Consider the following 20329-nt stretch of genomic DNA (forward strand, 5'->3'; position numbering starts at 1 on the left):
TCCTCAACGGAACATCGAGCTCACCGAGCTCTCGTCGTGGATGCGCCAGATCGCTTCACCGAGCATGTTCGCCACCGACAGCACCTGCAGCTGCGGGAAGCGGCGATCGTCAGGCAGGGGGATCGAGTTGGTGACGATCACTTCCTCAAACAGTCCTGGAGCGGAGAGCCGCTCGATCGCCGGGCCGGAAAACACCGCGTGGGTGGCGCAGGCGAGCACACGGGTGGCGCCGTTCTCGCGCAGGAGGCGAGCGCCGGCGCAGATGGTGCCGCCGGTATCGATCATGTCGTCGATCAGGATCGCCGTTTTGCCCGCCACATCCCCGATCACGGTGAGGCTTTCGGCCACGTTGTGGCCGGAGCGGCGCTTGTCGATGATCGCCAGGGGCGCATCGTTCATCTGCTTGGCAAAGGCCCGGGCCCGCGCCACACCGCCCACATCGGGCGACACCACCACCACATCACCGAAATCGCGGCCAGCCAGGTAATCCACCAGCACCGGTGATCCGTAGATGTGGTCGCAAGGAATGTCGAAGTAGCCCTGGATCTGGGCGGAGTGCAGGTCCATCGCCAGCACCCGATCCACGCCGGAAACCGTGAGCAGGTTGGCCACCAGCTTGGCGGTGATCGATTCGCGCCCGGCGGTCTTGCGGTCAGCGCGGGCGTAGCCGTAGTAGGGGATCACCGCTGTGATCTGGCGCGCTGAAGCCCGCTTGCAGGCATCCACCATCACCAGCAGCTCCATCAGGTGATCGTTCACCGGAGCGCAGGTGGGCTGGATCAGAAACACATCGCAGCCGCGGATGGATTCCTGGATCTGGATGTAGAGCTCGCCGTCGGCAAAGCGCTTGATCACGCGGGGGCCATCGGGCACCCCCAGGTAGGCGCCGATCTCCCGGGCCAGGGCCTGATTGGCCGTGCCGCTGAACAGGCGCAGGCGCCGGGTGTCGTGGGCCACGTGCGCCTGTTCGACCCGTTCTGCGGTCAGGAAACTGGTCACGGCGGCCGCTGGCGCGAACGGTGGAACCCCGATCGTAGAAGCCGCCCGGATCTCTGGCCGCGCTCGATCGATGACCCTGCCCTCTCCCAGCGCTGAAATCCAACGCCCCGCCTGGCCTTCATCGGGGCTGGTGTTAGTGGCGCCTGGTGGCGTCAGCCCGGCTGAAGGGCAGTCCCTGGCAGCGTTGTTGGGCCTGCAACCGCTCGCCTGGAGCGCTGAGCAGGTGCTGGATGCTCCCGCCGCTTTGGCCAGCCTCTCCAGCGAAGCGCCGGGCTGGCTGTTGCCCCTGGCGCTTGATCCCGGCGCTGAGTTACCTCAGCCGGGTTGTTGGTGCGAGGCCCTGGGGGCCTGGCGGCAGGCGGTGCTGTTGCAGGTTCCGGCGGCGGCGGCCGGATCGGGTGTGGCTCGCGCCTATGCCGCTCTGTTGCAGGCCGCAGCTGTGCCCTTGGTGGGCCTGGTGCAGCGGGGCGGGCCCTGGGATCCCGATCGCCGACGGGCCGACGGCTTGCCCTGGCTGGGGTGGCTACCAGCGGCAGCGACGCCGCCCGGCAGCGACGACGACGCAGCCGCCCAGGCCCTGCGCCTGCATCTGATGGCTCGCTGGCAGCTCAGTTCGGCCAGGGGCGCTGAGCCTGCACATCCAGTGCCCTGAGTGGGCTCTTGGGCTGAACCGGCGGCCGCAGCGGCAGGGTGCGGAACTCCAGCCGCTCGCCGGGGCGCAGGGCGACGGCCAGCAGGCTCAAGGCCTCCGAGCGGGTGAGGTTGGTCTCCACCTGGCCCTGGAGCTGCTGGAGCAGATCCGGCAGTTGCGCCAGTTGCTGACGCTCCCCCATCTGCCGCAACACGCTCTCCACCGCCATCTGCTGGCGGTCGCGGCGGCGTGCATCGCCATCGGTTTCATCGCGGAAGCGCAGCAGTTGCTCCACCTGTTGGCCATCCATCACCTGGAGTCCACCTTCCAGGCGAATCGTGTACTTCTGCGTTTTGTCGGTGTAGCGCATGCTCCGGTCGGGGGAGAGCTCCACCCGGCCGATTCCGTCCACCAGATCCCGCAGGGCTGCCCTGGGCAGCACCATGTAGCGATCGGGCTGGCCCTTGGGTAGGCCCACCAGTTGGGCGGCTGCCCCAGCCACCAGAGCTGGGCCGCCCCGTTTGTAGAGGCTGCCAAGGGCCACCGGTCGCTTGTCGCCCGGCAATTGCACGGCGGTTTCCACCGGCAGGCTGAGCAGTTGCAGCGGCCCCTCCGGATTCACCTGCACCAGCAGCAGCGCATCGCTGTTGGCGGGAATCGCTGTGCTGCCGCTGCTGAGGCGATCGGCATCGGAGCCGATCAGGAGCACGCTGATGGCGCGGCCCGGCGGCTCGGCTAGATCAGCGGCGCTGGGGGGACCTTGCTCGCGGGCGCTGCGATCCCCTTCCGGCCAGATCGCCCCCAGCAGCGCCAGGCTGCTGGCTAGCCCCAGCCCGGCGGCCAGCAGGCGTAGGGCCGCCCGTTCTCGGGTGCGGCGCTGCGGGCGTGGCTGGGCGGGAGCCAAAGCGAATGGGCGATCAACATTCGCTCCACTTTGACCGAGCTGGTGGTTTTTGCGGCCCTTCCCCCAGGCGCCCTCGATAGGTTGTGCAGCCAACCACCACCGCTGAGCGGCTCCGTTGACTTCCGCTGCCTCCCCATCAGGTGCCGTGGCGCCCCATGAGCGCGCCAAACCGCTGGCCAAGGGCAGCGTGTATCCCGCCAAGGATCTCTGCAGCCAGTGCGGCCTCTGCGACAGCCGTTGGGTGGCCTATGTGAAAGACAGCTGCGCCTTCCTCCACCAGCGCTTTGAGGCGATGGAGGCGGCCGCCCACGGCCGCAGCCGCGACCTCGACAACGAGGACGAGCTCTATTTCGGGGTGCAGCAGCGCATGCTCACCGCCCGGCTGCAGCAGCCGATCGCCGGTGCCCAGTGGACCGGCATCGTGAGCCGCATCGGTGTGCGCGCCCTGGAAACCGGCCTGGTGGATGCGGTGCTGTGCGTGGGCCAGAGCGATGAGGATCGCTTCATGCCGGTGCCGCGGCTGGCGCGCACCCCTGAGGAGGTGCTGAGCGCCCGGGTGAACAAGCCCACCCTCTCCCCCAACCTGGAGGTGCTCGAGCAGCTGCCCGGCAGCGGCATCAAGCGCTTGCTGGCGATCGGCGTGGGCTGCCAGATCCAGGCCCTGCGGGCCGTGCAGCCCACCCTGCCCCTCGATGAGCTGTTTGTGCTGGGCCTCCCCTGCGTCGACAACGTGTCGCGCCAGGGGCTGCAGACCTTCCTTGAGAGCACGGTGAGCTCCCCCGACACGGTGGTGCACTACGAGTTCATGCAGGACTTCCGCATCCACTTCCGCCACAGCGATGGACGCGAGGAAACGGTGCCGTTCTTCGGGCTCGACACACCCAAGCTCAAGGACGTGTTCGCCCCCAGCTGCCTGAGCTGTTTCGACTACACCAACGCTGGCGCCGATCTGGTGGTGGGCTACATGGGCGCCACGTTTGGTCGCCAGTGGCTCACGGTGCGCAACCCCAAGGGGCAGCAGTTGCTCGATCTGGTGGAGGCCGAGCTCGACATCGCTCCGGTGAGCAGCAGCGGCCAGCGCCAGGCGGCGGTGCAGCAGGGCATCGAGGCCTACGACAAAGCCGTGAAACTGCCGATCTGGGTGGCCAACCTGATCGGTTTCTTCGTGGAGCGCTTCGGCCCGAAGGGCCTCGAATACGGCCGCTTCTCGATTGATTCCCACTTCACCCGCAATGCGGTGTGGCTGCGCCGCCATCACCCTGACAAGGTGGAAGAGCACATCCCGGCCTTTGCCCGCCGGATCATCAGCCGCTACCGGCTTCCGGATTGATGCGCAGGGCCGGCGTTCTGCTTCACCCCACGGCCCTGCCGGGAGTGCCGGTGTGCGGCAGTTTCGGCGCCGAGGCCCATCGCTGGCTCGACCTGCTGGCCGACCACGGCATCAAGGCGTGGCAGCTGCTGCCGCTGGCTCCCCCGGATGCGTTGGGTTCGCCCTACAGCTCCCCCAGCAGCTTTGCCCTCAACGCTTGGCTCCTCGATCCCGAGCTGCTGGTGGCAGAAGGGCTCCTGGAGCCCGCCGATCTTCGTGAACTGCCCCAGGGGGGTGATCCGGGGCGCTTGGATCTGGTGCGGGCTGACCAACGGGCCGAGCAGCTGGGTGGCGCCCTGCTGCGGCGTTACCCCCACTGGGAGCCGGTGCAACGGGAGCGCTTCGCCAGCTGGCGAGATCAGCAGCGCGCTTGGTTGGTGGATCACTGCCGCTTCTGGGTGCTGCGGCGGCGCTTTCATGCCCAACCCTGGTGGCAGTGGCCCCAGGCCTTGGCGTGCCGCCAGCGCTCAGCCCTGCGGGCTTTCGATGCGGAAGCGCACCAGCCCCTGCTGCAGGAGGCACTGGTGCAGTGGCAGTTGCAGGAGCAGTGGCAGCTCCTGCTGGATCACGCCCGCCAGCGCGGCATCCAGGTGATCGGCGATGTGCCGTTTTATGTGGCCCACGACAGCGCGGATGTGTGGAGTCATCGGCCGCTGTTTTCGGCCGCTGCTGATGGCAGCTTGAGCCAGCAGAGCGGTGTTCCCCCGGATTACTTCTCAGCCACGGGGCAGCTGTGGGGCACGCCTGTGTACCGCTGGCCCCTGCACCGACTCACGCGCTTTCGCTGGTGGATCCGGCGGCTCCAGCGTCAGCTGAGCCTGGTGGATCTGCTGCGGTTGGATCACTTCCGTGCCCTGGAGTCGGCCTGGTGTGTGCCAGGAGGTGATCGCACGGCTGAACGCGGCAGCTGGCGCCCCTCACCGGGTGCGAGCCTGCTGCGCCGCTTGAGCCGCCGCTACCGCGGCCAGCAACTGCCGCTGATCGCTGAAGACCTGGGCGTGATCACTCCCGCGGTGGAAGCCCTGCGTGATCGCTATGGCCTGCCGGGCATGAAGATCCTCCAGTTCGCCTTCGACGGCGATCCCAGCAATCCCTATCTGCCGGCCAACTACCGCGGCCACAACTGGTGTGTGTACACCGGCACCCATGACAACGCCACCTGCATCGGCTGGTGGCAGCAGCTCAGCGATGAGCAGCGCCATCAGGTGGAACAACTGCTGGGGCCGGTTCAGGCGCCGGGTTGGCAATTGCTGGAGCTGGCCTTGGCCAGTGAGGCCGATTGGGCCGTGGTGCCCCTCCAAGATCTGCTGCATCTGGGTGATGAGGCGCGCTTCAACACCCCGGGCACCTGCGCTGGCAATTGGCAGTGGCGCTTGAGCTGCAGCGTGGATCAGATCAGCGGTCCACTGAAGGGGTTTGGGGAGTTGGCGCAGCGCCACCAGCGTTAGGGGTTGGTTGCGGCAAGGGCAGCCGGTACTGGCCCGGCTGCTTGCTGAGTGGCGCCAGTGCTGCGCCGTTCCAGAGCACCTCAGCTGCTTTCGGGGTGGGGTAGACGCTCAGCTCCAGCGGTGGTTCGAGTTGCCACACCAGCTGGCCTTTGGCGCCGCTGAGCTGGGAGCGCTGGCCGCTCTCGCTGCGCAGATTGATGGTGCTGGCTTGGCTGAGGTTGAGCTCGAGAACCCCCAGCGCCGGTGGTTCGGCTCCGGCTTGTTGGAGTTGGTTGAGAGCTGTGCGGCCCAGCCCGCGGCTGGCCTGTTGCAGGGGCCGCAGCTCGGGGAAGGCCCCGAGCAGGGTGGTGCCGGGGGCGGCGGGTTTGCGCTGTTCGGATGCCGGCAGCGGCGCGATCGGATTGAGGCTGAGCAGGTTGGCCGCGGCCAACTGGCGTTGCTGCAGGTTGAGGGCGTAGATCAAGCCCAGGCAGAGGCCGCCATAGAGCAGGCCTCCCTGCCAGGTGCTGAACACATCGATCGAGCCCGGGGTGAAGCGCTTGAGCAGCCCTCCACCGGTGCCGCGGGGGCCGTGCTGGGGGCTCTGGGGGGGCAGCGCCACATCCAGGCTGCCGGCCGGCAGGCCAAGGTGCTGCTCGATCAGGGGCAGCATCGTGCGCAGATAGGCCCCCTCCGGCAGACGATCGCGCCAGCCTCGCTCGAGTGCTTCCAGTACGGGTGTGCTGATGCGGGTTTCCAGGGCCAGTTGCCGCAGATTGAGGCCCCGGGCTTCGCGCTCCTGGCGCAGCCGCCGGCCTACGGCCAGGAGGGGATCCTCCTGCGCATGAGCTGTGCCGTTGTCCCCCGCCCGCTGGCCGGCGCCCCGCCCGAACAGGCGGCCAAGGCGGGGCAGGCGTGGGGCAAGGCTGGGCATTAAGGCCGGGGATGTGGGTGTGGCCATTCTTGGGGATCCAGGCGCCTCCAGCGACCCTCCGGCAGCGCGCCCAGCTCGATCGAACCGATCGCCACCCGCTGCAGATCGAGCACGGGATGGCCCAGGAGTTCGGCGGTGCGGCGGATCTGCCGGTTGCGCCCCTCGTGCATCACCAGCTGCAGCTGGGTGGCATCGCGCTCCTGATCGAGCCGATGCAGGGTCACCGGTTGGCTGGGCTGCCCGTCGAGGGGCACCCCACGGGCCCAGCGGTCGAGCACCGTCTGGCTGGGTTGGCCGCGCACCCAGATCCGGTAGGTCTTGCTGTGCTGAAAGCGGGGGTGGGTGAGCTGCAGGGTGAGATCGCCGTTGTTGCTGAGCAGCAGGGCGCCGCGGCTCTGAAAATCAAGTCGTCCCACCGGATGCAGCCCCTGCCCCCGGGCCAGCTCGGGCGGCAAGAGGTCGAGCACGATCGGCCGGCCTTCCGGGTCGTGGCAGCTGCACATCACCCCGGCCGGCTTGTTGAGCAGCAGGGCCAGAGGGGGGTGCGCCGGCCGCAGGGGCTTGCCGTCGATGCAGATGGCATCGCGTTCGGGATCAGCCCGCTCTCCGAGCTGGGCGGTGCGGCCATTCACGCTCACGCGCCCTGCCCGCAACAGGGTTTCCGCGTGCCGGCGTGAGCCGAGGCCGGCGGCCGCGATCAGCTTCTGCAGCCGCTCTTCGGGCATCACCAGCGCCGTGGTTCCTTCATTTTGCCCAGAAAAAAGGTGGTAGGTTTACGAAACACCTGAGTTTCGTAAACCCGTCGCTTCATGCCCTCGCTTCCGGTGATCCGTTCCGAGCGTGATGCCGCTGCCCTCGCGGGCGGCACCGACCTGGTGCGCTCCTACCTGCGGGACATCGGGCGGGTGCCGCTGCTCACCCACGAGCAGGAGATCACCCTCGGCCGCCAGGTGCAGGAGCTGATGGCCCTCGAGGAGCAGCGCGAAGAATTGCGCCTGCGGGCCGGCGGGGACGAGCCCACCGATGCAGAACTGGCCGCGGCGGCTCAGCTCACCCCCCAACAGCTCAAGAAGCGCCTGCGCTCTGGCCAGCGCGCCAAGGAGCGGATGGTGGCAGCGAACCTGCGCCTGGTGGTGAGCGTGGCGAAGAAATACACCAAGCGGAACATGGAGCTCCTGGATCTGATCCAGGAGGGCACGATCGGTTTGGTGCGGGGCGTGGAGAAGTTCGACCCCACCCGCGGCTACAAGTTCTCCACCTATGCCTATTGGTGGATCCGCCAGGGCATCACGCGGGCGATCGCGGAGAAGAGCCGCACGATCCGCCTGCCGATCCACATCACCGAAACCCTCAACAAGCTCAAGAAAGGCCAGCGCGAACTGAGCCAAGAGCTGGGCCGCACCCCCACGGTGACGGAGCTGGCGGAGTTTGTGGAGCTGCCGGAGGAGGAGGTGAAGGACCTGCTCTGCCGCGCCCGCCAACCGGTGAGCCTGGAAACGAAGGTGGGCGACGGCGACGACACCGAACTGCTGGATCTGCTGGCGGCCGACGGCACCCAGCCGGAGGAGCTGGTGGATGGCGAGTGCCTGCGCAGTGACATGCGCGATCTGCTTGATCAGCTGCCGGAGCTGCAGGGCCGGGTTTTGAAGATGCGCTACGGCATCGGCATCGAAGAGCCGATGAGCCTCAGCTCCATCGCCCGCGAACTGGAGATGAGCCGCGACCGAGCCCGCAGCCTCGAGCGCCGCGCCCACGAAGAAATGCGCCGGCTCTCGAAGCAGATGGGGGCCTATCTGGCGGCTTGAGGCCTCAGAAAAACTGATCGAAGTTGTCGAAGTCCACGGCACTGAAGGTGCCGTTCTCCACCTGCAGCATCAGCCGCTCCAGCTGCACCCACAGCGCTCCGGCTGTGGCCAGAGACAGCAGCAGGGCCACCAAGTAGGCGGCTCCGGCCGCGAAGCCGAACACCTGCAGGCTGCCGCCGATGAACAGGGTGATCCCCAGCACGATGCCGCTGTAGCTGAGGTTGGTTTCAAAGCAGCCGAGGGGCAGCAGCGCGAGGCGATCCTGTTTCCAGCCGTTCAGCTTGTCCTGCACCAGGCGGGCAAAGGTGAGGCCGCAGAGCACACCCATGGCCAGCCCCACACCGGCCACCACGTAGGGCGGTTGGAGGTAGGGCGCGAACTCCAGCAGGATCTCCTGGGCATCCAGGTCGCCGTAGTCGCCGCTGGCCAGGTCCTGGGCGGCTTCGCTCAGGTTGATCGGGGCCAGAGACATCGCGGTGCGTTCAGGTGGCGCCGACCCTAAGCGGCCAGGGGATTGAGGCGAGTGAGCAGCTGATCGCGCAGGCGCCGCACCAGGCGCTGGGGCGCAAACGTGCGGCCGAGCAGCTCGAACAGGTCCCGCAGGTCTTCGGTGTTGAGGCGGTCGTCGCGCACGAGGGTGAGCAGCAGGCGCTCTCGGATGCTGCGGCCCTCCTGGCCAAGCAGCAGCTTCAGGCCGGCGCCAGCCACAGGCAGCAGCTCGGCCCCCACGGCGCTCTCATCGTTTTCCACCACCGCCAACAGGCTTTCGAGCCGTTGAACCTGCAGGCGGCCATCGCGGTCGAACAGCACCTCGAGCAGCTTCTCGCGCATCTCGGCGGTGTCGCCCGCCAGCAGGCGCTTGGCCACGTAGGGATAGGCCACACGGATGATGCGGAAGCTGGGATCGAGCCGCAGCGCCAGGCCCTCCTGGCTCACCACCGCCCGGATAATCAGGGCGAAACGAGCCGGCACCCGGAAGGGATAGGCGTACATCAGCTCCGAGAAGCGATCGGTGATCGCCTTGAAGTTGAAGGAGCCCACGTTGTCGCCCAGGGCGCCGCCGAGCACCTCTTCCAGCGCCGGCACGATTGGGGCCAGATCGGTGTTGGGGTTGAGAAAGCCCAGATCCACGAAATCCCGGGCCAGCGACGTGAAGTCGCGATTGATCAGGTGCACCACGGCGCCGGTGAGGGTGAGCCGGTCGCTGTCGCTGATCGAATCCATCATCCCGAAGTCCACATAGGCCAGATGGCCCAGGGCGCCGGTTTTGCCCGGTAGGGCAAAGAGGTTGCCGGGATGGGGATCGGCGTGGAAGTAGCCGAACTCGAGCAGTTGCTGCAGGCCCGAGATCACGCCGGTGCGGATCAGCGAGGCCGGATCGAGGCGCTGGGCTTCGAGCTCCTGGCGCTGCTGCAGCTTGGTGCCGTTGATCCAGGTGGTGGTGATCACGCGCTGGGCCGAAAGGCTGCGGTCCACCCGCGGCACGATCACCGCCGGATTGCTGGCAAACAGGCGCCCGAAGCGTTCGGCATTGTCGGCCTCCCGGCGGTAGTCGATCTCTTCGAAGAGCGAACGGCCGAATTCATCGATGATCTCGCCCAGGCCAAAACCCAGGTTGAGCGGCAACAGCGGCGCAGCCACCACCCCCATCAGCCGGATCAGCACCATGTCGCGGCGCAGCTGCTGGGTGAGCCGGGGGCGTTGCACCTTCACCGCTACCCAGGAGCCACCCACGGGTTTAGCCCGATACACCTGGCCCAGGCTCGCGGCGGCCACAGGGTGATCTGGGAACTCCTCAAACAGCTGCTCCACCGGAGCCCCCAGCTCCTCCTCGATGGTTTGCAGGGCAATGGCGTGGGGAAAGGCGGGCAGGTTGTCCTGCAGCTTGGTGAGCTCATCGAGCCAGTCGCGCCGCACCAGATCCGGGCGGGTGGAAAGGGCTTGGCCGAGCTTGATGAAGCAAGGGCCCAAGTTGGTGAGGGTGGTGAAGATGCGCTGGCCCAGCCGCTGTTGCACCTTCGGGTCGCGGCTGCCGCTCTGCACCGCCAACACCAGCGCCAGCCCCAGCAGCTGGCTGAGCAGCACCACCAGCCGGCTGATCAACAGCCAAGGACGCAGCAGCAGCCAACGCAGATCAGCCCCCGGGTCGTAGCGATGGGCGGGGCTGCTCAACACAGGTGGCGCGTCACACGGTGGGCAAACTCTAAGGAGATCGCCTGAGGGGCCATGGCTCTGCTGGAGCGTCTGTTGGCGGCCCCGCCGGCCCTGCCCCTGCACCTCCCAGCCCATGCCCGGGGCCACGCCTTGGCCCCGGGCTTGCGTCGCCTGCTGCGGCAGGCACCCGGCCGCTGGGATCTCCCCGAATTGCCCGAGATCGGTGGGCCGCTGGAAGCGGAGGGAGCCGTGGCGGAGGCACAGGCCGCAGCGGCCGCCCGGCTGGGGGCGGAGCGCTGTTGGTTCGGCGTGAATGGCGCCAGCGGGCTGTTGCAGGTGGCGTTGCTGGCCCTCGCCCGGCCCGGTGATCGGGTGTTGCTGCCGCGCAATCTGCACCGCTCACTGCTGCATGGCTGCGTGCTCGGCCAGTTGCGGCCGGTGCTGTTTGATCTGCCCTTCGATCCGGCCACGGGCTTGTGGCTGCCTCCCACCCCGGCTGGCCTGGAGCGGCATCTGGCGGAGGCCTTGGCGGCGGGGCCGCTGGCGGCGGTGGTGTTGGTGTCGCCCAGCTATCAGGGCATGGCAGCCGATCTGCCGGCTCTGGTGGCGCTGGCCCATCAACGGGGCTTGCCGGTGCTGCTCGATGAGGCCCACGGCGCCTATGGCGGGCTGGATCCCCGCTTGCCGGCCTCGGGCTTGGCCAGCGGCGCCGATCTGGTGGTGCAATCGCTGCAGAAGGCAGCTGGCGGCCTGGCCCAGAGCGCCGCGCTGCTGCAAGGGGCTGGCGCGGATGCCCAGGCCGCTGCGGCCCGCAGCGCAGCGATCGAGAGAGCCTTGCTCTGGTTGCAAACCTCCAGCCCCAGCGCCCTGTTGCTCGCGGCGGCGGCCACAGCCTTGGAGCACTTGCATAGTGCGGCTGGGCGCCGCCAGTTGGCCCGCGCCATCACCACCGCCCTGCAGCTCAGGAGCCGGCTTCAGCAGGCGGGCGTGCCCCTGCTGCCCAGCGCCGATCCGCTGCGCCTGAGCGTGCACACCGCCGCGCTGGGCATCAACGGGCTCGACGCCGATGCCTGGCTGATGGAGCGAGGCGTGATTGCGGAGCTGCCTGAGCCCGGTTGCCTCACGTTTTGCTTGGGGTTGGCGCCACCGCGGCGGGTGCTACGGCAGCTGCCGCGGCATGTGCAAGCGCTGCAGCGAGCCTTGGGAGCGCCCCCGCTCGCTCCCTTCTCAGCGCCGCCCTTGCCGCCCGTGGCGGAGCCGGAGTGGCCGCTCGAGCAGGCCTGGCGGGCGCCCTGGCAGCGGGTGCCTCTGGCTCAGGCCACGGGCCGGCTGGCCGCTGAGCCGCTCTGCCCCTATCCACCCGGGATCCCGTTGTTGATTCCAGGGGAGCGCATCGACGCCGCCCGGGCCGATTGGTTGGTGCAGCAACAACAGCTGTGGCCCGGTCAGATCGCTGATACGGTGAAGGTTGTGGCCGATTGAGAGCCGATGGGTGCGCCCGGCGATGGCCCCTTCCAGTGGGACTTCGTAACGCCTGGGCTGCCGGATGCCGCCTTTGCCGATGCGCCCGGCTTCAGCCCCACGCCTCTGGAACTGCGGGTGATGTTGCTGGCCCATCTGCGCCCACGCCCGGATTCGCTGGTGTGGGATGTGGGCGGCGGCACCGGAGCGCTGGCCCTGGAGATTGCTCGCCTGATGCCCGCCGGCCAGGTGCACACCCTCGAGCGCGATCCTGAAGCGATCGAGCTGCTCAAGCGCAATGGAGAGCGCTTCGGTGCCACCAATCTGCACATCCATGCCGGGGATGCCCCGGACGGCCTGAGCCAACTGCCCCCCCATCCCGATCGGGTGTTGCTGGAGGTGGGGCGCCCCCTGCGGCAGGTGCTTGATCTGGTGTGGGAAGCTCTGGTGCCGGCGGGACGCCTGGTGATCAGCACCGCCAGCCTGGAGGGCCTGGTGGATGCCACCGACACCCTCGGGCGTTTGGAAGCCCGCGATCTGCAGGTGGTGCAGGCCACGGTGCACCGGATGCAGCGGCGCGGCAGTCAAGCCAGGCTGGCGGCGGCTGAACCGCTGTTTCTGATCGCTGCCGAACGCCCTTGATTCCCGCGCCCCGCTCCCGCACCTCCCCCCAGCGCCTGCTCAGCGGCTACGCCGTGGGGGCGTTTGGGTTTGTGGTGGTGGTGCTGGGCGGTTGGTGGTTCACCCTCGCCCTGGGGGTGATGGTGCACCTGGGACTGCTGGAGTATTTCCGCCTGGCCCGCTTCAAGGGCATCCGCCCCGCCAGCAAAACCACGTTGGTGGTGGTGCAGCTGCTGTTGATCACCACCCAATGGGCCCACGGTGGTGATGCTCAGGCCTTGGGATTTTCCGCGGATCTGGCGGCCGCGGTGTTGCCCCTCTCGGGCGCGGCAATCTGCGGCTGGCTGCTGCTGCAACCCCTCACCGGCAGCATCGCTGATATCGCCGCCTCGATCTTTGCGCTCTTTTATCTGGGCTTTTTGCCCAGCTATTGGATCCGTCTGCGGGATCTCACTGATCCGGCCCTGGCGCCGCGGCTGAATGGCCTCAGCCAGGCCTGGCCCCACCTCAGCTCGGGCATGGTGCTGATGCTGATGGCCTGCTTCCTGATCGTGGCCACCGACATCGGCTCTTATGTAATCGGGCGTCGCTACGGCCGCCGGCCCCTCTCGCCGATTTCACCGGGCAAAACCGTGGAAGGGGCCTTCGGCGGAGTGGGTTGTGCCGCCCTGTTGGGGGGGGTGTTCGCCGAACTGCTCGGCTGGAACTGGGGCTGGGCTGTGGGGGCGCTGTTGGGTGTGGTGGTGGCCCTGTTCGCCCTGGTGGGGGATCTCACTGAATCGATGATGAAGCGCGATGCCGGCGTGAAGGATTCCGGTGATCTACTGCCTGGCCACGGCGGCATCCTCGATCGCATCGATAGCTATTTGTTCACCCCGGCGGTGTTTTTCACCGTGGTGACCCTGCTGTTGCCGTTGATTCGCTGAGGCTGCTCAGGGCGACACCCGCGCCCGCCCGTGGAGCTGCAGCACCCCGCCTTCAAGGTTGGCTTCGCGGATTTCAATGTTGGGATCGCTGGGCAGTGAGACGCAGGGGCAACCCTCCACCCCGCAGAGCTGCAGGCCGCCGTCCACGGCACGAGGAACCGTGGCGCAGCGCTGATCCTGGGCCTGCAGCACCAGTTGGTCGCGCTCGATACTCACGCTCTGCAGGGGGGTGAGGCCCAGCAGCCCGTCCACCAGTTGATCCCCCAGGGGGCGCCAGTGCGGGGTGCAAAGGGAACGGCCCAGCCCACCAGCACTGAACACCACGATGCCCTCAATGTGGAAGGGCTGATCGAGCTGCACCGCCTTGCCGCGCAGCAGGTTGCCCACCTGCACCTCGATCGCCTCGCTGCGCAGCTCCACCCGCTCGATCTCCAGCGAGCTGAACACCACACCCCTGGCCACCAGGCTCACGCCTTCGAGGCGGCCGCGCAGCAACCCCAGGCTGGAGCCATGGAGTTGCAGCTCGAGGCTGTCAACGGCCTCGCATTGCTGGCGAATCCAAAACTGCAAGCCGCTGGCTAGGAGCTGCAGCACCGGGCTCGTGCGGGGTGTCTGCGTGTCGTCAGCCATGCCAGATGCGAGCCACGGTGGCGGGCTGGTCGATGTGGGGCAGATGCCCGCAGCAGTCCAGCTCGGTGATCCGCTCTCCTAACAGAGCTTGGGCGGCGCGTTTCTGGGGTGGCCGCAGGATCCGGTCGTTTTGGCCCCAGAGCACCTGCAGGGGTTGTGGGGGCAGGGGATACCCGCAACCGGCGAAACCACCGCTGCGGGCAAAGGCTCCCAGGGCTCTGGCCCAGTTGGGGCAGGCCAGGTGCAGCGAGGCGATTTCCAGCTCCGCAGGCCCCACATCCCGATCGGGCATGGCGAAGGCGGAGCGGCAGAGGCCCCGGCGGATCGCGGGCAAGCCGAGGAAGCGTGCTCCCAATTGATCCAGGAGCGGGGGCACCGGCATCGGTTGGCCCGTGAGGCCCGCAGGTGCCAGCAGCAGCAACCGCTCGATCTGTTCGGGGCAGCGGCGGGCCAGCTCCACCGCCACCGATCCCCCCATCGAGGCGCCGATCAAGCCCACCTGCGCTGCTCCGCTGCGGCGCAGCACCTCCTCGAGCACGTGCTCCAGGTGTTCCAGCACCGCCGCCGGGCCGTAGGGGGCGTTGAGGGGCCGAGGGCAGAAGCCGAAGCCGAACAGATCCGGGATGAACAGCTGATGCTGCGGCGCGAGCAAGGGCGCCAGCCGTCTGAACTCCAGGTGGGAGCTGTCGAAGCCATGCAGCGCCAGCAGCGGCGGCCCTTCGCCCACCACGGCCACGGGCCAGGGGCCGCCCTCCAAGGTTGGGATCGTCCACCACTGCACGGCAGCGGCGAGGGCCCGGCCATCGGGATCAAGCAGGTGCTCAGCGGCGTGGGCTACGAGCTCCTGGGGGGAGGCGGGGAGTGCCGTTGCGCTCACGGCTCAACCCTGGGTGGTGCTCAAGGGAGCTTCGCTGCTGGTGGTGGTGCTCACCAGTGCGGCGAGCACATCGCTGGGCTGCACGCTGAAGGGCAGGTGATGCAGGTCGGATCCGGGCCGGCAGGCGAAGGCTGCCACCTGCTGCAGTTCGCCGAGGCTGGCCTGCTCCAGGCCCAGGTCGCCCAGGCTCACCGGCAGCCCCAGCTCCTGGAACAGCGGCAGCAGCTGGCGCCGCGCCTGGCCCGCCAAGCGGTTGCCCCCGATCACCTCTTCCAGGCGCAGCTGCACCAGGATCCCGAAGCCCACCTTTTCGCCATGGAGCCGGCCATGGCTGGCCTCCAGTTGGGTGAGGCCGTTGTGCACCGCATGGGCCGCCACGGTGCGGCAGCGGGCCCCGCCGATCCCACCGATCAACCCCGCCGTGAGGCCGCAGGCCTCCGCCACCCGCACCCAGGCTTCACCGCCGGGCTGGGCCATCGCCTCCCGGGCCTCCAGCAGCAGCTGATCGCGCAACACCCGCGCCATCTGCACCGCCTGTTGCACCAGCCCGTCGCGGCTCGCGCCGCTGCTCACCGAGGCTTCGTACCACTTGGCCATGGCATCGGCGATGCCGCTGGCCAGGGTGTGGGCGGGTGCCTGCCGCACCAAGGCGTGGTCGAACACCAACAGATCAGGGCAGCGATCCAGGGCAACGTCGCCTTCAAAGGCCCCTTGGGCTGAATAGAGATTGGCCAGGGCCGTCCAGCCGGCACAGGTGGCGGCGCTGGTGGGCACGGTGATGCAGGCCAGGCCATGGCGGTGCGCCAGCAACTTGCCCGCATCGAGCACCTTGCCGCCGCCGGCGGCCACCACGGCGTCGCAGGCGTTGCTGCGCAGGGTCGCGCTGATCCGCTCCAGATCGCCCTCGCAGCAGTCGTGCTCGAGTTCGGCTTCGCTCAGCGTGAGGCCCAGCTGGCGCAGTTCCGCCGCCAGCTGCCCGCGCAGCTGGCGCGTTGCCGGGCTCCGGCCCAGCAGCAGAGGCCGGCTGCAGAGCGTTTGGATCGCCGGCCACGCCTCCTGCCAGGCCCCTTCACCCCGCAGAACAACCGCTGGAGCGATCGCGTGTTGCTGCATGGAGGTGCCCACGACCAGCCCAATTGCCAAGAGGCCACTGTAGAAGTGGCGGGCACAGCGGATTCGCAGCTCCCGCGATCAGGCATGGCACCTCCACTCCCTTCCGATCCGGGCCTGGCGGCCTTTGGTTCGAGCCTCACGGCCATCACCCTGGCGGAGCTGGGTGACAAGACCTTTTTTATGGCCTTGATCCTGGCGGTGCGCCACAGCGCCCGGCTGGTGTTTGTGGGGGCCTTTGCGGCCTTGTCCGCCGTCACCCTGCTGTCGTTGGGGGTGGGCTACGGCCTGCGGGAGTTGCTGCCTCAGAACCTGGTGCCTTGGCTGGCGGCGGTTCTGTTTCTGGGATTTGGCATCAAGTTGCTGGTGGATGCCCAGTCGCTGGGGGCTGGCGCTGCCCAGGAGGAGGCCGAGGAGGCGGAAGAAGCGGTGAATGCCGCGGAGCAAGGCAATGGCCACGGCGGTGCATGGGCCGTGATCTGGGAATCCTTCGCGCTGGTGTTTGTGGCGGAGCTGGGGGATCGCACCCAATTCGCCACGATCGTGCTGGCCACCGCTCCGGCTCAGGTGTTCAGCTTTGCGGGGCTGCTCGCGGGCACCCTGGCCGGCCATGCGCTGGTCACCTGGCTGGCGGTGGGGGCTGGCAAATGGATTGGCGGCCGGGTGAACGAACAGGTGCTCTATCGGCTGAGTGGAGGCTTGTTTGTGGCCTTTGGCCTGGTGTCGCTGCTGCAGGGCCTGGCGTCGGCGTCCGGCCGCTGATTCTTCGGCTTTCCCCCTGTCTGCTTGGCCCGTTTGGCGTCAGATTGAGTGCAGTGGCGAGAGCAGGGCATGGCAAAGCGTGGATGGCGCACGCGCCTGGCCGACACCTTGATGCGATGGGGTGCAGCGCTGCGGCCGCCTCAGCCGCTGCCACCAGCGCCCACCCGCATCAGCCTGCCTGCTGAGCCCAGGCAACCGGCCCAGATGAGTCAGCTGCCGGGTGTGCGCCCGCCCCTTTCGATTGAAAAGGCGGTGCGCAACCGCGACCTCACGGTGCTCAAGCGCGAAGCCTGTGATGCCCTGGCGGCCCTGGCGGCGGCCCATGCCCTGGTGACCTCAGCGCGGCTGGGCCAGATTCAGAACCTGCGCACCGATCTGGAGCGCGGTGAGCTGGAAGAGCAAGACCTCGCCGAGCTTGCCGGCGACTATCAGGCCTGGCAAAACGACCAGGTGCGTTTGTTTGATGCCCTGGCCCTGGTGCTGGGCATGGCGGTGCCGGAAGGGCGCGCCTTCGACCAGATCGACGAGGAGATGGCGGAAGCGGCCGAAGCCCATCTCAATGCTCTGGCGGCGGAATACCAGCGCCGCTTGTTGAGCGATCAATTCGAAGCGGGTCAGAAGGAAGGCTGAGGGCTTCAACCCCGGCCCGTATGGTGAGCCTTGATTAGCTGCTTTTCAGTTAGGGAGGTCTCCGATGAGCATCCGCGTCGGCATTAACGGCTTTGGCCGGATCGGTCGCCTCGCCTTCCGCCGCGCCGTGAGCCTGCCGGATGTGGAGGTCGTGGGGATCAACGACCTGATCGATGTGGAGTACCTGGCTTACATGCTCCGCTACGACTCCACCCATGGGCGCTTCCAAGGTGATGTGCGCGTGGAGAACGGTCAGCTGGTGGTGAACGGCAAGGCGATCCGCATCACCGCTGAGCGCGACCCCAACAACCTCAACTGGGGTGCGGTCGGTGCCGATTACGTGCTCGAGAGCACCGGCTTCTTCCTCACCGATGAAGCGGCCCGCGCCCACATCAACGCCGGCGCCAAGCGGGTGGTGATGAGCGCCCCCTCCAAGGACGACACCCCCATCTTTGTGATGGGCGTGAACCACAAGAGCTACGCCGGTCAGCAGATCGTGTCGAACGCCAGCTGCACCACCAACTGCCTGGCCCCAATGGCCAAGGTGCTCCACGACAACTTCGGCATCGTCAACGGTCTGATGACCACGGTGCACGCCACCACCGCCACCCAGAAAACCGTGGATGGCCCTTCGGTGAAGGACTGGCGCGGTGGCCGCGGCGCTGGCCAGAACATCATTCCCAGCTCCACCGGTGCCGCCAAGGCCGTGGGCCGCGTGATCCCGGAGCTCAACGGCAAGCTCACCGGCATGGCCTTCCGCGTGCCCACGCCCGATGTGTCGGTGGTGGATCTCACCGTGAACCTGGCTAAGCCCGCCACCTATGAGCAGGTGAAGGCCGCCATGAAGGCCGCCTCGGAAGGGGAGCTCGCCGGAATCCTGGGCTACACCGAAGACGACGTGGTGTCGAACGACTTCCTCGGCGAGAGCTGCACCTCGGTGTTTGATGCCGGCGCCGGCATCGCCCTCACCGACACCTTCATGAAGCTGGTGTCGTGGTACGACAACGAGTGGGGCTACAGCTGCAAGTGCATCGATCTGATGCGCCACATGGCCACGGTGGGCTGAGCAGCCGCTAAGCCAGCAGCCAGGCCCAGAGGGGCACGCTGATCAGCGAGAGCAGCGTGCTCCACAGCACCAGTTGCGCAGCCGGGAGTGATTCCCGGCTTTGTTGTGCGCTGGCCTCGGCCAACAGCAGCACCGACATGGCTGTTGGAGCGGCGGCTTGCAGCACCAGGGCATCGCGCAGCAGTGGTGCCCAACCCAGTGCCCGCGTGAGCAGCAGCGCCACGGCCGGAAGCCCCAACAACTTGATCAGCAGTGCCGGCCCCAGGCCTGTGGGCTCGATCCGCTGGCCCAGCAGCAGCCCCAGCCGCATTCCCACCAGCAGCAACATCAGCCAGATCACCAGTCGAGCCGGCCACCACAGCGCCGCAGCGATCGGTGCATGCCATGGCGAAATCAGTAGCGGCACCGCCACCAGCAGGGCTTGAACTACCGGTGTGGCCAACAGCTGTTGGAGCAGCTGCCCAGGCCGTGCCCGTTCGCCATTGAGCAGCAAGGGGCCCAGGCTCCAGGTCACCAAGGTGCCCACCAGGTCGTAGGTGATGCTGAAACTGAGGGCTTCTGGCGGCAGCAGGGCCAGCGCCACCGGAAGGCCGAAATAGGCCGTGTTGCCCACCACCGCGCCCAATTGCAAGCTGCGCCGCGGCAGCAGGCGTTGGCACCAGGGGTGTTGCGTGAGGAGCAAGCCACCCCCGGTCAGCACCAGGCTCAACAGGGCCACCTGCAGGTTGCCGCTGTGCAAGCCGCCTTTGAGCAGCAGCCCCACCAGGCTGATCGGCACCCCCCAGCGCAACAGCAGCGGCGCCAGGTGGTGCCGCCAGTGAGGACGCACGCGCCCCAATGCCATGCCACAGAGCAGGCATGGCGCCAGTTCGAGCAGCAGTTGCAGCATCCCTTCACCCTGCCAGCCATTGCCGTTGGCCGTGGGCAGCGCTAACGCTGAAGCAGCTGCGGGCGGTGCCATGGAGGATCAGCCGATCACGCCCCATGCCGTGCCGGTGTTCGACGCCGAGGGCAACCTCACCTACATCGGCGACGACGGGCGTCGCTATGTGGTGGGCCCGTTGCCCGAGCTGGATGAAGCCCACGTGGATCAGGTGATGCAGCGCCTGTTGGCAGGTCAGCTGTTGTTCTCGGAGCTTGAAAGCCTGGCCAGCCAGTGGCTAGACCAGGTGTGTGGCCCGGATCTGAGCCGCGGCGCGGCCCTGGCCTTGTTGCTCTCGAGCCTGGAGATGGCCCTCGACGCCGACGAGAACGACGCCGTGGGTTGACCCGGGCCCATGCTCTGGTAACTTTTGGAGCCGCTCGCGAGCCATCAGGCCAGCAGCGGCGAACCGAAAACCCCGAGCAATCGATGTTGTAGGTTCACTGAGCGGCTGAGACGCCGTTCTGAACTGAAAGCCGGAACCCCCGGTGATGTAGGTTCAACAAGCGGTCGCGAGGCCGCTGATCTGAGAGCCAAGTTGATCCGAGAGGATCGCCACCGAGAGGTGAGATTGGTTGTCGGAGCACCTGGACAACTGAAACGTTTAGGAACTGACGCTTTCACTGCGTCAGCCGCCTGCAGGATCCACTCGAGAGGGTGTTGAGAGTGCAGGAGGTTGGCCGCAAAGAGCAGTGAAGGTGTGAGGTCCCGTCAAAAATTTTAAGTTGCAGAAGCTGACTGCTTTGCATGATGAGCGACTCTCACGGTTGCTGATTGTGTCGGTGTGCAGTAAGTGGAGCAACGACCGGATCTGAGATCCTGGAAAGTCAAGAGAGAAGAATCGCGAGATTTTATCAATTGCACTCTTTGAACGCTTCTGTCAGAGGAAGTGGCTCCAACTGTGAGATCTGCGCCAGTGGATCGAGTGGGTGATGAGCAATTCAAGTTGAGGTTATTTCGGTAATCAACAGGACTTGAACTACAACGGAGAGTTTGATCCTGGCTCAGGATGAACGCTGGCGGCGTGCTTAACACATGCAAGTCGAACGAACCTTCGGGTTAGTGGCGGACGGGTGAGTAACGCGTGAGAATCTGCCCTCA

21 protein-coding genes and 1 rRNA gene are annotated in these 20329 nt (G+C 67.4%); 12 read left to right on the top strand and 10 right to left on the bottom strand.

What is annotated here, in order from left to right; translation table 11 throughout:
* Positions 1-3: 3 nt before the first annotated feature.
* Positions 4-999 (bottom strand): ribose-phosphate pyrophosphokinase, encoded by a 996-nt coding sequence (locus tag KUL97_RS08265; RefSeq protein WP_217796463.1) that lies wholly within the window; start codon positions 997-999, stop codon positions 4-6.
* 70 nt (positions 1000-1069) lie between these two features.
* Between KUL97_RS08265 and KUL97_RS08270 the strand changes: the two genes are divergently transcribed.
* Positions 1070-1651 (top strand): hypothetical protein, encoded by a 582-nt coding sequence (locus tag KUL97_RS08270; RefSeq protein ID WP_217796464.1) that lies wholly within the window; start codon positions 1070-1072, stop codon positions 1649-1651.
* Here KUL97_RS08270 and KUL97_RS08275 read toward each other — a convergent pair.
* Positions 1608-2534 (bottom strand): LCP family protein, encoded by a 927-nt coding sequence (locus KUL97_RS08275; protein WP_254896315.1) that lies wholly within the window; start codon positions 2532-2534, stop codon positions 1608-1610. The two genes, KUL97_RS08270 and KUL97_RS08275, sit on opposite strands and share 44 nt — an antisense overlap.
* A gap of 115 nt (positions 2535-2649) precedes the next feature.
* On the opposite strand from KUL97_RS08275, the gene KUL97_RS08280 reads away from it, so the two are divergent.
* On the top strand, positions 2650-3864 hold the full coding sequence (locus tag KUL97_RS08280; RefSeq protein ID WP_217796466.1) for a Coenzyme F420 hydrogenase/dehydrogenase, beta subunit C-terminal domain: 1215 nt from the start codon (positions 2650-2652) through the stop codon (positions 3862-3864).
* A complete protein-coding gene (malQ, locus tag KUL97_RS08285) occupies positions 3864-5351 on the top strand; it encodes a 4-alpha-glucanotransferase (RefSeq protein ID WP_217796467.1) in 1488 nt (495 codons plus the stop codon). The genes KUL97_RS08280 and malQ overlap by 1 nt, the downstream gene beginning before the upstream one ends.
* On the opposite strand, the gene KUL97_RS08290 is transcribed toward malQ, so the two are convergent.
* The gene (locus KUL97_RS08290; protein WP_254896316.1) at positions 5299-6264 is read right to left on the bottom strand and encodes a RodZ family helix-turn-helix domain-containing protein; all 966 of its coding nucleotides are present in this window, start codon (positions 6262-6264) and stop codon (positions 5299-5301) included. The two genes, malQ and KUL97_RS08290, sit on opposite strands and share 53 nt — an antisense overlap.
* A complete protein-coding gene (locus tag KUL97_RS08295; RefSeq protein ID WP_217796469.1) occupies positions 6264-6989 on the bottom strand; it encodes a pseudouridine synthase in 726 nt (241 codons plus the stop codon). Before KUL97_RS08295 ends, KUL97_RS08290 begins: the two co-directional genes overlap by 1 nt.
* Before the next feature lie 84 nt (positions 6990-7073).
* On the opposite strand from KUL97_RS08295, the gene KUL97_RS08300 reads away from it, so the two are divergent.
* A complete protein-coding gene (locus KUL97_RS08300; RefSeq protein ID WP_217796470.1) occupies positions 7074-8069 on the top strand; it encodes an RpoD/SigA family RNA polymerase sigma factor in 996 nt (331 codons plus the stop codon).
* A 4-nt stretch (positions 8070-8073) separates the two neighbouring features.
* Here the strand turns inward: KUL97_RS08300 and KUL97_RS08305 are convergent, their stop codons facing one another.
* On the bottom strand, positions 8074-8541 hold the full coding sequence (locus KUL97_RS08305) for a hypothetical protein (protein ID WP_217796471.1): 468 nt from the start codon (positions 8539-8541) through the stop codon (positions 8074-8076).
* A gap of 26 nt (positions 8542-8567) precedes the next feature.
* The gene (locus KUL97_RS08310) at positions 8568-10244 is read right to left on the bottom strand and encodes an AarF/ABC1/UbiB kinase family protein (protein WP_217796472.1); all 1677 of its coding nucleotides are present in this window, start codon (positions 10242-10244) and stop codon (positions 8568-8570) included.
* Between the two features lie 51 nt (positions 10245-10295).
* Here KUL97_RS08310 and KUL97_RS08315 point away from each other — a divergent pair, with 51 nt between their 5' ends.
* Genes KUL97_RS08315 through KUL97_RS08325 form a run of 3 tightly spaced genes read left to right on the top strand, consistent with a single transcriptional unit; the run spans position 10296 to position 13231 of the window.
* The gene (locus tag KUL97_RS08315; protein ID WP_217796473.1) at positions 10296-11705 is read left to right on the top strand and encodes an aminotransferase class I/II-fold pyridoxal phosphate-dependent enzyme; all 1410 of its coding nucleotides are present in this window, start codon (positions 10296-10298) and stop codon (positions 11703-11705) included.
* A gap of 6 nt (positions 11706-11711) precedes the next feature.
* Positions 11712-12326 (top strand): precorrin-6Y C5,15-methyltransferase subunit CbiT, encoded by a 615-nt coding sequence (gene cbiT / locus KUL97_RS08320; protein WP_217796474.1) that lies wholly within the window; start codon positions 11712-11714, stop codon positions 12324-12326.
* Positions 12323-13231: a phosphatidate cytidylyltransferase gene (locus KUL97_RS08325; protein ID WP_217796475.1), complete on the top strand. Its 909-nt coding sequence runs from the start codon at positions 12323-12325 to the stop codon at positions 13229-13231. The genes cbiT and KUL97_RS08325 overlap by 4 nt, the downstream gene beginning before the upstream one ends.
* Before the next feature lie 6 nt (positions 13232-13237).
* On the opposite strand, the gene KUL97_RS08330 is transcribed toward KUL97_RS08325, so the two are convergent.
* Genes KUL97_RS08330 through KUL97_RS08340 form a run of 3 tightly spaced genes read right to left on the bottom strand, consistent with a single transcriptional unit; the run spans position 13238 to position 15851 of the window.
* Positions 13238-13861 (bottom strand): DUF2993 domain-containing protein, encoded by a 624-nt coding sequence (locus KUL97_RS08330; protein WP_254896318.1) that lies wholly within the window; start codon positions 13859-13861, stop codon positions 13238-13240.
* The gene (locus KUL97_RS08335; protein WP_217796476.1) at positions 13854-14738 is read right to left on the bottom strand and encodes an alpha/beta fold hydrolase; all 885 of its coding nucleotides are present in this window, start codon (positions 14736-14738) and stop codon (positions 13854-13856) included. Before KUL97_RS08335 ends, KUL97_RS08330 begins: the two co-directional genes overlap by 8 nt.
* Positions 14739-14741: 3 nt before the next feature.
* Positions 14742-15851: an iron-containing alcohol dehydrogenase family protein gene (locus tag KUL97_RS08340; protein WP_254896319.1), complete on the bottom strand. Its 1110-nt coding sequence runs from the start codon at positions 15849-15851 to the stop codon at positions 14742-14744.
* Positions 15852-15935: 84 nt separating this feature from the next.
* Between KUL97_RS08340 and KUL97_RS08345 the strand changes: the two genes are divergently transcribed.
* The 3 genes from KUL97_RS08345 (at position 15936) to gap (ending at position 18306) form a co-directional block, all read left to right on the top strand.
* On the top strand, positions 15936-16610 hold the full coding sequence (locus KUL97_RS08345; RefSeq protein WP_217796478.1) for a TMEM165/GDT1 family protein: 675 nt from the start codon (positions 15936-15938) through the stop codon (positions 16608-16610).
* A gap of 69 nt (positions 16611-16679) precedes the next feature.
* The gene (locus KUL97_RS08350) at positions 16680-17240 is read left to right on the top strand and encodes a hypothetical protein (RefSeq protein ID WP_217796480.1); all 561 of its coding nucleotides are present in this window, start codon (positions 16680-16682) and stop codon (positions 17238-17240) included.
* Positions 17241-17304: 64 nt separating this feature from the next.
* Positions 17305-18306: a type I glyceraldehyde-3-phosphate dehydrogenase gene (gene gap / locus KUL97_RS08355; RefSeq protein WP_217796481.1), complete on the top strand. Its 1002-nt coding sequence runs from the start codon at positions 17305-17307 to the stop codon at positions 18304-18306.
* 7 nt (positions 18307-18313) lie between these two features.
* On the opposite strand, the gene KUL97_RS08360 is transcribed toward gap, so the two are convergent.
* Positions 18314-19267, bottom strand: a complete 954-nt coding sequence (locus KUL97_RS08360; RefSeq protein WP_254896320.1) for an AEC family transporter — start codon at positions 19265-19267, stop codon at positions 18314-18316.
* On the opposite strand from KUL97_RS08360, the gene KUL97_RS08365 reads away from it, so the two are divergent.
* Both KUL97_RS08365 and KUL97_RS08370 read left to right on the top strand, forming a co-directional pair.
* Positions 19266-19574: a hypothetical protein gene (locus tag KUL97_RS08365; RefSeq protein WP_217796482.1), complete on the top strand. Its 309-nt coding sequence runs from the start codon at positions 19266-19268 to the stop codon at positions 19572-19574. The two genes, KUL97_RS08360 and KUL97_RS08365, sit on opposite strands and share 2 nt — an antisense overlap.
* Positions 19575-20209: 635 nt before the next feature.
* A 16S ribosomal RNA gene (locus KUL97_RS08370) occupies positions 20210-20329 on the top strand; the annotation flags it as partial.

Origin of the sequence: Synechococcus sp. HK05 (assembly GCF_019104765.1) — a bacterium.
Classification (GTDB): domain Bacteria; phylum Cyanobacteriota; class Cyanobacteriia; order PCC-6307; family Cyanobiaceae; genus Vulcanococcus.